The organism is Endozoicomonas sp. ONNA1, from assembly GCF_024606325.1.
GTDB lineage: Bacteria > Pseudomonadota > Gammaproteobacteria > Pseudomonadales > Endozoicomonadaceae > Endozoicomonas_A.
The window spans coordinates 1-11,136 of record NZ_JAHHPN010000642.1 but is presented as its reverse complement, the minus strand read 5'-3'; the positions used below and the strand labels follow the sequence as shown (position 1 = coordinate 11,136).

General features: G+C 49.2%; 12 protein-coding genes. 7 read left to right on the top strand and 5 right to left on the bottom strand.

Features of this window, described 5'->3' with window-relative positions; all coding sequences use genetic code 11:
- From KDK19_RS15065 to rpe, 3 genes are all read right to left on the bottom strand, one after another.
- Nucleotides 1-1,212 (bottom strand): anthranilate synthase component I family protein (locus tag KDK19_RS15065; RefSeq protein WP_257292271.1); only part of this gene is annotated, 1,212 nt, incomplete at its 3' end.
- A gap of 359 nt (nucleotides 1,213-1,571) precedes the next feature.
- Complete coding sequence (locus tag KDK19_RS15060) at nucleotides 1,572-2,258, bottom strand: phosphoglycolate phosphatase (RefSeq protein WP_257280510.1); 687 nt, start codon at nucleotides 2,256-2,258, stop codon at nucleotides 1,572-1,574.
- 170 nt (nucleotides 2,259-2,428) lie between these two features.
- Nucleotides 2,429-3,106: a ribulose-phosphate 3-epimerase gene (gene rpe, locus KDK19_RS15055; protein WP_257292270.1), complete on the bottom strand. Its 678-nt coding sequence runs from the start codon at nucleotides 3,104-3,106 to the stop codon at nucleotides 2,429-2,431.
- Nucleotides 3,107-3,432: 326 nt separating this feature from the next.
- On the opposite strand from rpe, the gene KDK19_RS15050 reads away from it, so the two are divergent.
- A complete protein-coding gene (locus KDK19_RS15050) occupies nucleotides 3,433-4,350 on the top strand; it encodes a hypothetical protein (protein WP_257280512.1) in 918 nt (305 codons plus the stop codon).
- A gap of 94 nt (nucleotides 4,351-4,444) precedes the next feature.
- On the opposite strand, the gene KDK19_RS15045 is transcribed toward KDK19_RS15050, so the two are convergent.
- On the bottom strand, nucleotides 4,445-5,476 hold the full coding sequence (locus tag KDK19_RS15045) for an NADP(H)-dependent aldo-keto reductase (protein ID WP_257292269.1): 1,032 nt from the start codon (nucleotides 5,474-5,476) through the stop codon (nucleotides 4,445-4,447).
- A 302-nt stretch (nucleotides 5,477-5,778) separates the two neighbouring features.
- Here KDK19_RS15045 and rplM point away from each other — a divergent pair, with 302 nt between their 5' ends.
- From rplM to KDK19_RS15020, 5 genes are all read left to right on the top strand, one after another.
- Nucleotides 5,779-6,207: a 50S ribosomal protein L13 gene (gene rplM / locus KDK19_RS15040; RefSeq protein WP_252176280.1), complete on the top strand. Its 429-nt coding sequence runs from the start codon at nucleotides 5,779-5,781 to the stop codon at nucleotides 6,205-6,207.
- Between the two features lie 12 nt (nucleotides 6,208-6,219).
- Nucleotides 6,220-6,612 carry a 30S ribosomal protein S9 gene (gene rpsI, locus KDK19_RS15035; protein WP_257280514.1) on the top strand — a complete coding sequence of 131 codons (393 nt, stop codon included), beginning with the start codon at nucleotides 6,220-6,222 and terminating at the stop codon, nucleotides 6,610-6,612.
- A 484-nt stretch (nucleotides 6,613-7,096) separates the two neighbouring features.
- Entirely contained in the window at nucleotides 7,097-7,690 is a 594-nt protein-coding gene (gene petA, locus KDK19_RS15030) for a ubiquinol-cytochrome c reductase iron-sulfur subunit (protein ID WP_257280515.1), read from the top strand.
- The gene (locus KDK19_RS15025) at nucleotides 7,690-8,922 is read left to right on the top strand and encodes a cytochrome b N-terminal domain-containing protein (protein WP_257280516.1); all 1,233 of its coding nucleotides are present in this window, start codon (nucleotides 7,690-7,692) and stop codon (nucleotides 8,920-8,922) included. The genes petA and KDK19_RS15025 overlap by 1 nt, the downstream gene beginning before the upstream one ends.
- Nucleotides 8,922-9,677: a cytochrome c1 gene (locus KDK19_RS15020; protein WP_257280517.1), complete on the top strand. Its 756-nt coding sequence runs from the start codon at nucleotides 8,922-8,924 to the stop codon at nucleotides 9,675-9,677. Before KDK19_RS15025 ends, KDK19_RS15020 begins: the two co-directional genes overlap by 1 nt.
- 93 nt (nucleotides 9,678-9,770) lie before the next feature.
- On the opposite strand, the gene KDK19_RS15015 is transcribed toward KDK19_RS15020, so the two are convergent.
- A complete protein-coding gene (locus KDK19_RS15015; RefSeq protein WP_257292268.1) occupies nucleotides 9,771-10,286 on the bottom strand; it encodes a shikimate kinase in 516 nt (171 codons plus the stop codon).
- Nucleotides 10,287-10,499: 213 nt separating this feature from the next.
- On the opposite strand from KDK19_RS15015, the gene KDK19_RS15010 reads away from it, so the two are divergent.
- Nucleotides 10,500-11,060 carry a DUF2058 domain-containing protein gene (locus KDK19_RS15010; protein ID WP_257280519.1) on the top strand — a complete coding sequence of 187 codons (561 nt, stop codon included), beginning with the start codon at nucleotides 10,500-10,502 and terminating at the stop codon, nucleotides 11,058-11,060.
- Nucleotides 11,061-11,136: the final 76 nt, after the last annotated feature.

Genomic DNA, 11,136 nt, shown 5'->3' with positions numbered 1-11,136 from the left:
ACTGAGTGTGCCTGCTGGCAGTGTCGCTTTGAGCACGTCCATGGCATCCATACCGTCTTTTAACTGACAGGTGACATTCGACACTATATGCATAACATGAGAGTATCGCTCGATGATCATCTTGTCGGTCAGGTTGACACTGCCTGTTTTTGCTACACGGCCAACGTCGTTTCTGCCCAGGTCGATAAGCATCAGATGCTCTGCCAGTTCTTTGGGGTCATTGAGCAGTTCTTTTTCCAGCGCTTTATCGCGCTCTTCTGTAGCGCCACGTTTGCGAGTACCGGCAATAGGTCTGACGGTGACTTCACCGTCTTCAAGTCGGGCAAGAATTTCAGGTGATGAACCGACAACATGAAAATCACCCAGATCCATGTAATACATATAGGGGGATGGGTTGGTGCTGCGCAGAGCCCGATAGAGGTTGAGCGGCGAGCTGTCAAAAGGAATGGTCATCCGCTGGGATGGAACCACCAGCATGCCGTCTCCATCCTGGATGTATTCGTTGATGCTTTTTAGTGCCGCTTCAAAGGCTTCCTGACCGAAACCGGATTCGAAATCATTTTCCCGTGCAGGGTTAAGGGAGGCTTGAAACGGTGGCTGCACGTTGGTTGTTTGCAGTCTGCGTACGAGGTCATCCAGACGAAACTCTGCTTTTTCCAGTGCAGAAGGTTCTTCCGGGTCAGCATGAGTGACCAGAATCAGCTTGCCGCTGAGGTTATCAAATACCACCAATTCGTCAGAAACCATTAACATGATGTCTGGGTTGTTTAGCTCATCTTTTGGTGCGGTTTGTTTCAGTCGTTCTTCAATATAGCGGACCGTGTCGTAAGCAAAGTAGCCAACCAGTCCACCGGTAAATCGGGGTAGATCAGGCAGCTCGGCGACTTTGTAACGTTGTTGAAACTGTTTGATAAACGTCAGTGGATCTTCAGGGTTATATTCCTCAATAATCTGGCCATCGGTTTCCAGTGTTACCTTGCAGTCAGGGCTGTAACCTGACACCCGGAGTACGGTTCTGCATGGTAGTCCAATCATGGAGTAGCGTCCCCACTTTTCTCCGCCTTCCACGGACTCAAGCAGGTAAGAGTAGCGACCATTGGCCAGCTTCAGGTAAGTGGTCAACGGTGTGTCCAGGTCCGCCAGGATTTCCCGGATTACAGGAATACGGTTATATCCTTCGCGGGCCAGACGAGAAAACGCTTCAGGGGTCATACTGGCCTCTTTATTATCTGGCTGTTATAGGTAGTGCAAAAAAACGCAGGGTTTTGGCTGAGTTGGGGTTTTTTTATCAGGCGCAGGGCCAGCCAAACCATCGCCAGAAGGAGAACTTTGAGGCAGGGGCAGAGGACCTTACCGACAGGGCAGTGGCTCTGGTGTTGATGTATGTCTCTGAATGACGTGCTATCACTGCTGGCTCCGCAATTGTTCTGGGCGCAGTCGTATGAATGAGAGTCGAAGGTTATATGACTGCAAGGGTTAATGCAAACGCTGAGACTCTGAAATTCTGTCGCCTATTGCTTGTTTCCTGAGCCACAACAGTTTGGTTGTCTGTCGGTGCTCAGGGTGAGCTCTCAGAGTAGGTCCGTCAAACTATCGACAACACGGTCAGGGTGTGCTGACTCAATAGGTTCACCATGGTTATAGCCATAAGTCAGACCCACTACTTTTACATTGGCAGCTCTGGCTGCCTTAACATCATTGCTGGAGTCTCCAATCATGAGACTGTTCTGTGTATTGCAGCCAAAGTGTTTCATGGTGTGCTGAAGGGGCATGGGGTGGGGCTTTTTCTCTTCCAGGCTATCACCACCGACGCTGAGTTCAAAGAAGTGGTCAATGCCCATATGCTGCAACAGTGAATCGGTGAATATTTCAGATTTATTGGTCACCACAGCCTGCTTGATGCCCGCCTTGTGCACCTGACTGAGGAAGGTGAATACGCCAGGGTAAAGAGCGCTGTGTTGACCTACTTCGACAGTGTAGTGGTGTTTGAACCTTTCCAGGGCTTTGGCAAAGACGCTCTCTTCCACGACACCGGGTTGATCTCCCATTATGTCATCGGCCAGAGCCCTTTTGACCAGGGATGAAATACCGTCACCTACCCAGAGTCTGGCCTTTTCATCACCGGCTTCAGGCAGGTTCAGATCTCTCAGCATTTTGTCCAGGGCTATAGTCAGGTCCGGAGCACTGTCAACCAATGTGCCATCCAGGTCGTACATGATTAACTGAACGGGGCTATCCAGCAATTCAAACAACTTCATTATTTTCAGATATCCAGAGGGGGAATTAAAAGACAGTGAGATTATAGGAAGATTCCGGTCGAGATTGACAGACTAACATCAATTCGACCAGCAATAGCATCATGCTAGCTTCTGCAATGCATGAGACTTTGGAGTAGGGTCGCAACTGACTCTACTCCGGAATAGTTGACTCAGAGGGGCTCTGCTTTGGAAAGCTCTGCACGCATTTGACCGATAATGTCCTTGTAATTATCAGTATTGAAAATGGCTGAACCCGCAACGAAAGCATCTGCACCGGCTTCAGCGATCTGGCGGATGTTTTGTACACCAACGCCGCCGTCTACTTCCAGACGAATATCTAGCCCACTGTCGTCAATAATTCTGCGAACATGGCGCAGTTTGCGCAACGTGGAAGGAATGAATTTTTGGCCACCAAAGCCCGGGTTTACGGACATCAGCAGAATCATATCCAGTTTGTCGATCACGTATTCAATGACATCGGGAGAGGTCGCTGGGTTCAATACCAGGCCGGCCTTGCAACCGCCTTCACGAATCATCTGCAGGCTGCGATCAATGTGATCTGAAGCTTCAGGGTGGAAGGTGATCATGCTGGCACCGGCTTCAATAAAATCACCGATAATGCGGTCTACCGGGCTAACCATCAGGTGGACATCAATGGGTGCGGTGACACCATGTTTTCTCAGGGCTTTGCAAACCATGGGCCCAATGGTCAGGTTGGGAACGTAATGGTTATCCATGACATCAAAGTGTACCCAGTCAGCTCCGGCAGCAATGACGTTGTCCACTTCTTCTCCCAGACGGGCAAAGTCGGCTGAAAGAATGCTCGGGGCGATAATAAAGTCACGCATGTTTTGGTTTCCGGTGAGTTCCGATCAGAAATGAGGGGGATTTTAGACTTTTGCCTGACTGATGTCAGTTCTTTAAAGATTTATGCAACCAACTCATTAAGAGCCTCTACTTATTTCTCATTGGAATCGAGAATCAAGGACAAGTACTTCAAAAAAGTATTTACCTTCAAGTCACAGGACTGACTAACTTAAATCCTGTTTCCAAAATGAGTGTTTGGCTTTGAGGTATTTTGGTCTCCTGCTTATTGATAGAGGCTGGCTGAGAAGCGGGTTCCTACCGATTTGCAGAGTGTTTGTCTGTATACCCGGTTTTTTTAAAGGTGCTCATGCGTTTCACTAAGGTTATAAAAAACTTTTTCCTTTCCCCGATGGTGTTGTCATGCCTGATTGTGGGGCAAGTGGCCAATGGTCAAATAGACGATAGTCTTACTGACAGCCAAAAGTCGTCACCTGTCGCTGCTGCGCTTGACTCTGGAACTGGTTGTCCTCGCGGCCAGATCTGTACCGGCAATGTTGTGCTGGTTGGCATGCAGACTGATATGAGTTCGTGGAATAGATACGTGATCAAAACCAGTGTTGTGGTTGCAAATGACGCATCTGATCTGAGCAAAGGTTACCGCCGCGTGCATACGGGAGGGGCAGACTTTCAGGGCTTTTACTATCGGGTAAAGCCCGGTAAAACTTATTATTTCAAGGCTACCTACCTCACAATGGATAAAAGTGAAGGTCGCAGGGTGCGATTCACCGAGTCTTTTTATTACAAATCCAGAGGTGATGCACTCAATCCGGGTGGCTCCGGTGATGAAGGGCCGATATTACCCGCAGAGGCCAAAGCGATGGGGCTTCCATCCATACCAAAATGCCGGAGTGTCCTATCTCCGGCACAATTCTGTACCAATCTGGTGGTGCACATCTTCTGGGATAACGATCTTGGTCACGGCAAACGTGTACTTGATATTGACCTTTACGTTGATAATCAACACGTCAAACACGGCCATGGGTCTCATTACAGAGGTGGAGGGCAATTCAAGGACTTCTTCTATGTACTTCCGCATTCGAAGTACGTCGGAATACCGGTGAGTTTTATGGTTAGGTGGCGTATTTTGGAGCAGGAAGAATCATGCGCTTCTTACTTTGAAAATTCTCAAACATTGGAGAATAGATATACACCGGGATGGGCCTTTGCGTGTAAATCGTACGATTCCTGGGAGAAGTGCCAGTATCGCTGGGAAGATTTACAGTAACTGGCCTTACTAACAAGGTGTCTTGAGGTCTCAGGCTGCTTTACATTAGTCGGGTGTCAGTAAGGCTGACACCCTGAGCAAGAATTATTAAGAATCAGGGGGCAGGGTTAGGTTGCAGGGTGTGGATAGTTTCAATTTCTTCCAGTAAGGAGGCTGATAGCTGTAATTCACTGGATGCGAGATTGCTCTCTAGTTGTTCCAGGTTAGTTGCTCCAATAATGTTACTGGTCAGGAAGGGGCGGGAGGTGACAAATGCCAGTGCCATCTGCGCAGGATTCAGGCCCGAATTTTTTGCCAGCTGGACATAGGCTTCTATAGCCCTGCGAGACTCAGGTGAGTCATAACGCTGGTATTGCGGGTACAGCGTCAGCCGAGCGTTTTCGGGTCGGGCACCGTCTATATACTTACCCGAGAGAGCGCCAAATGCCAGTGGTGAATATGCCAGTAGACCGACCTGCTCGCGGTGGGCTATTTCAGCAAGACCTACCTCAAAAGAGCGGTTTAGAAGGTTGTAAGGGTTTTGAATGCTGACAGCCCTTGGTCGTTGCTTTTCAGTGCTGATACGGAGGTGCTCCATAACGCCCCAGGGGGTTTCATTGGAAAGGCCATAATGTCTTATCTTGCCTGCCTTAACCAGTTCATCCAGGGCTGAAAGTGTTTCTTCAATGGGTGTGCCATCAAATCCATCCTGATGGGCGTAGCCGAGCTTTCCAAAGAAGTTGGTGTTGCGGTCAGGCCAATGCAGCTGATAAAGGTCAATGGCTTCGACGCCCAGTCGTTTCAGACTGCCATCAATAGCCTTGTGGATATGCTCCGGTGTCAACATTCGGCCACCGTCTATGTAAGACAGGCCGGGGCCGCAGACCTTGGTGGCAATAACCAGATCGTTGTGTTTACCACGCTGCTTCAGCCAGTTCCCGATGATAGACTCTGTGTGGGAATAAGTTTCTTCCCTGGCCGGTACCGGATACATTTCAGCAGTGTCAATAAAATTGACACCATATTCCACAGCTCGATCCAGTTGAGCAAAGGCTTCCTGTTGCGTATTTTGCTCGCCCCAGGTCATGGTGCCGAGACAAAGCGTGCTGACACTGATATCGGTACGCCCCAGTTTTCTATATTCCATTGAAATCAAGCTCCAGAGGTTTCAGCTCAATGGCAGGATAACTCCTGATTTAGAGTGTTCACAAGGGCATTTGCAGATTATTTATAGCAATGACTAAGCAGGAATCATCAAATGTTTCAGAAAGGGGTTTCATTCCTGTAAACAGGCGATATAATACCGCTCCCGTTTCCCAATTGAGCGCCCATGTTTGAACAGGTCGTTGCCGGAGCTATTAGCCTTGCTTCGATCCCTGATCAGTTCCCTGAGAAGGGCGGCCAAGTAAGAACAGGTATTGCGTGAGCGATACTACTGAGGCGAATTTAATGAAAACTTTTAGTGCAAAACCAGAAACCGTAAAACGTGACTGGTTCGTGGTCGACGCTGAAGGCAAGACCTTGGGTCGTCTGGCTACCGAAATTGCAACCCGTCTGCGCGGCAAGCATAAGCCAGAATACACTCCTCACGTTGACACAGGCGATTACATCGTTGTTGTTAATGCAGAGAAGGTCCATGTTACTGGTCGTAAAGCGTCTGACAAGATGTATTACCGTCACACTGGCTTCCCTGGTGGTCTGCGCTCTGCCAGCTTCGAAAAGCTGATTGCGCACAAGCCGGAAATGGTCATCGAGAAAGCTGTTAAAGGCATGCTGCCAAAAGGCCCTCTGGGTCGCGATATGTATCGTAAACTGAAAGTTTACGCCGGTACTGAGCATCCGCATGCTGCTCAACAGCCACAGAAACTGGACATTTAATCGGGGGTAGACATGTCAGTGACTCAATACTACGGTACCGGACGTCGTAAGTCTTCTACCGCTCGCGTTTTTCTGAAATCTGGTTCTGGCATCATTTCTGTCAATGGCCGTAGTCTGGACGAATACTTCGGTCGTGAGACTGCTCGTATGGTTGTTCGTCAGCCTCTGGAACTGACCGAACTGCTGGAAAAATTTGACATCAAAATCACCGTTAACGGTGGTGGTGGTTCCGGTCAGGCCGGCGCTATCCGTCACGGTATCACCCGTGCGTTGATCCAGTACGATGAGAGCCTGCGTTCTCCTCTGCGTAAAGCTGGCTACGTGACTCGTGATGCTCGTGAAGTTGAACGTAAAAAAGTGGGTCTGCGCAAAGCGCGTAAGCGTCCACAATTCTCCAAGCGTTGATGTCGCTGGCGTCTGTTATCAGGCGCTGCACAAAGTGCCCGCTTTATGCGGGCATTTTTTTGGGTGGAAAAAATATCGAGATCTATGCGGCTGGTGATGTTTTCTCATCCTGACAGGAAGTAGGTTGTATAAAAAGTAAACTTAATCAGTGTTTGCTTTGTGGCAAGACAGTATGGGTATGAAATGCCGGTATGTGCTGATGAACAATGATGCGAGCTGGAGCGCTTGTGGTGGTTGGTTTTGTTTCTGAGGTACAGGAAAACTTCATGTAAGGCTTTTGTATAGAAACTAAAACCAGTATCATTACGCCTTGCTGCTTAGGTGGGACAAATAATCAGACAAAGCTTTGATAGGGGGGCGAGGGAAAGGTCATTTGAAGGTTTTTCTCTTATAAGAGACGCGACTCTTGTACTCCCTGCTAATATCCCACCCGTGAATTAAAAGAAGTTTTTGGGCATTTGCCTGGATGGGGAGAGTAGGTTAAATGAGTGACAACGGCGTAAATAACAGCCGGCGCCGCTTTCTCGTGGCTGCGACTTCGGTGGTGGGGGCCGCCGGGGCCGTTGGGGTCGCTACACCTTTTATCAAGTCATGGAATCCCAGTGCCAAAGCAAAGGCTGCTGGTGCTCCTGTGAAGGTGAACCTCAGCAAGTTGGAGCCGGGACAGCAGATTGTAGTTGAGTGGCGAGGTAAACCTGTGTTTGTGGTAAGACGAACTCAGGCCATGCTGGATAATATCCGGTCTCTGGATGACAAGTTGAGAGACCCCGGGTCCGAGAAATCAGAACAGCCCGCGTACGCAGCAAATGAGTACCGATCCGTGAAGGATGAATACCTGATTCTGGTTGGTCTTTGCACCCATCTCGGGTGTTCACCCAAATACATGCCTGAAGTCAAGCCGATGGAATTTGACCCTGAATGGAAAGGTGGTTACCACTGTCCATGTCATGGTTCCAAGTTTGATCTGGCCGGTCGTGTATTCAAGGGAGTGCCTGCGCCCACCAATCTGGAAGTGCCTCCTTATACCTTTGAGAGCGACACAGTGATCATTGTCGGCCAAGATGAGGAGAATGCGTAATGGGTAACTTCATGGATTGGCTCAATGCCAGGCTACCTGTCACCCAGGTCTGGGAAGATCATCTCAGTAAGTACTACGCACCAAAGAACTTTAACTTCTGGTATTTCTTCGGCTCTCTGGCGTTGCTGGTTCTGGTTAACCAGTTACTGACCGGTATCTGGCTGACCATGAGTTATGTGCCCAGTGCAGAGCAGGCCTTTGCTTCTGTTGAATATATCATGCGTGATGTGGAATATGGTTGGCTGATTCGCTACATGCACTCTACTGGCGCCTCGTTCTTCTTTATTGTTGTCTACCTTCACATGTTCCGAGGTCTGATCTATGGCTCTTACCGTGCTCCAAGGGAGCTGGTATGGATCTTTGGTATGGCAATTTACCTGGCGCTGATGGCTGAAGCCTTCATGGGTTATCTGCTGCCATGGGGGCAGATGTCTTACTGGGGTGCACAGGTTATCATCTCCCTGTTCGGTGCTATCCCTGTCATTGGTCCAGACCTTCAGCAGTGGATACGTGGGGACTTCCTGATCTCCGGCATCACTCTGAACCGTTTCTTTGCCCTGCACGTTGTGGCTCTGCCTATCGTTATTCTGGGGCTGGTGGTTTTGCACATCATTGCCCTGCACGAAGTGGGTTCCAATAACCCGGACGGCGTTGAAATCAAGAAGCTGAAAGACAAGAACGGCGTGCCTCTGGACGGTATTCCTTTCCACCCTTACTACACCGTGAAAGACCTGGTAGGGGTGGCAGTCTTCCTGTTTGTTTTCTGCAGTGTCATGTTCTTCTTCCCGGAAATGGGTGGTTACTTCCTGGAGTACGCCAACTTTGAACAGGCCGACGCGCTGAAGACTCCGGCGCATATTGCTCCGGTATGGTACTTCGGAGCGTTCTACTCGATCCTGCGTGCAATCACTTTTGATATAGGCCCGATCGACTCCAAGCTCGGTGGTGTCATCATGATGGGGGCAGCGATTGCTATCCTGTTTGTCCTGCCATGGCTGGATCGAAGCCCGGTTAGATCTTGGCGCTACAAGGGTGTTATCAGTAAAGTTGGCATCTTCCTGTTTGCTATTGTCTTTGCGGTGCTGACCTGGTTGGGAACTCAGCCTGCGACGGTGACTTACACGTTGATTGCACAGCTTTGTACCCTGTTTTACTTTGCATTCTTCCTGTTAATGCCGTTTTACACACGATGGGAAAAAACCAAACCCGTACCGGAGAGAGTGACCGGATAATGAAAAAAACAATAATTACCTTGTTATTTTCGCTGGTCCCTGTGCTTGGATTTGCGGCTGGTGGTTCAGATTACCCTCTGGACCCCATTGAGACTGATCATTCTGACAAGGCATCGCTGCAGCGTGGAGCCATGTATTACCAGAACTTCTGTGCAGGTTGCCATGCGACCCAGTTCCAGCGTTACGAGCGAGTAGCTGATGATATTGGCATTCCACACGACCTGATGATGGAAAATCTGGTACCAAAGTCTGCCAAGATCGGTGATTTAATGACGAACGGTATGCGAAAGGATGAAGCCAAGGTATGGTTTGGTGCTGCGCCACCGGATCTGACCATGGTCACCCGTGTGCGTGGTGAAGACTGGGTCTACACCTACCTGCGTACTTTCTACGAAGATCCAAAGCGTCCATGGGGTGTCAATAATAAGGTCTTCCCGGACGTGGGTATGCCTCATGTTCTGATGGAGCTTCAGGGTGTTCAGATTGATAGCTGCCAGGGCTCAAGCCCAATTGAGCGAGACCCTCTGACCGGTGAAAAGATTTGCGGACTGACCGTGGATTCTGAGCGAAAAGGCTCCATGACTCCGGCGCAATACGACCAGGCGATGTATGACTTAACCAACTTTTTGTCATACTCCGCTGAGCCAGTGAAGCAAAAGCGCCAGCAGCTGGGTATCTACGTCCTGCTGTTCCTCGTTCTGCTCTTCATCGTAGCTCTGCTGCTCAAGCGTGAATACTGGAAAGATATTCACTGATTGACAGTCTGTAAGAATAAAAAAGCCCATGTCAGGGTGTCTGGCATGAGCTTTTTGTTATCTGCTGTTTTCCCTTGCTGATGGTTGCGGGGACTAGTCTGCTTGGAGAAAAGGCTTGACCCGGTCAATGATTTCCAGTGCCAGAGAGTCCTGACAAGATGTTCGACAATCAATGGTCACATCAGCATATTTTTTGTACAGTATCACCCGCTCTTCAAACAGATCTTCAATGGTCTGATCTTCAGCGCGAGCGATGCCTCGTGTGTCAAAGTTATGAATGCGCTCACGAATCTGCTCCAGATCCAGATCCAGAAAGACGATGATCGATTCTTCGGCAAGATGTTTCATGGCGGCGTCGCTGTAGACGGCTGAGCCTCCTGTAGCAATGATATGCCGCCTGAGATTAACCTTGAGCAGTTCTGCTTCTTCAATGTTTCTAAGAGACATATAGCCTGATTGATCAACAATATCCTGCAGGGTTTTCTGTTGGCTGATCTGTATCAATACATCGGTATCAAGAAAGCCAAAGGCCAGATCTTTGGCCAGAATGATACCGATGGTGCTTTTTCCTGCACCAGGCATACCGATCAGTGTGATATTGGTTTTCATTGTCAGCGTCACCCATGACTGCTTTCCAGAGTTGAGTGGTCTATTCTCAGGCACGTGAAGGCTTGACTGCAAGTCCTCTCTTATTTGAAGCCGAAGACCATGGAAAAAGTAAATGTGTAACAGCTCCTGCGGCTGGCTCCCTAATCACTCGGCTGCTAATATGTCACCCTTAAAATTTCTTCGATCTTCGATTCATTTATTTTTGAGCAATCCATGAGTAAATCATTAAGAGACCAGTTGATGGGAGCTGGTCTGGCTACCAAGCATCAGGCACTGAAAGCCAAAGCCAGCAATAAGAAAAAGAAGAAGCAGGCTGCCAAGAGTGGTGAACTGACCGATCAGGAAAAGCGTCGCATTGAGTTGGAAAAGCAGAAGGCGGATCAGGTAGAGCGTGATCGTGAGCTCAACCGCAAGCTGGAAGAAGGGCGTCAACAAAAGGCGCTGGCGGCACAGGTTCGCCAGCTGATTGAGATGAACAGCATCCCCCGGGATGTAGGTGATGTGGGTTACAACTTTGTTGTGAATGGCAAAGTTAAGAAGATCTATGTCTCTGAAGATATGCAAAACAGACTGAGCAGGGGGCTCTTTGCGATTGGTATTCTGAGTCAGGGAGATGAGGAAGAATACCGGGTGATTCCCGCGACAGTGGCCAGAAAGATAGAAGAGCGTGAGCCTGCTGCGGTGGTTGTTCAATCTGAAAGTCAGAGTGAGCTGACCGAGGAAGAGCAGCAGTGGTATGCGGATTATGAAATCCCGGACGATTTAATGTGGTAAGGCATCAGGGGGCTTCCAAGCCCCCTAGCAGCCTGTCGGACTTAAGCGTCCGTAGCGAGGATTGCAAGAAATTGAG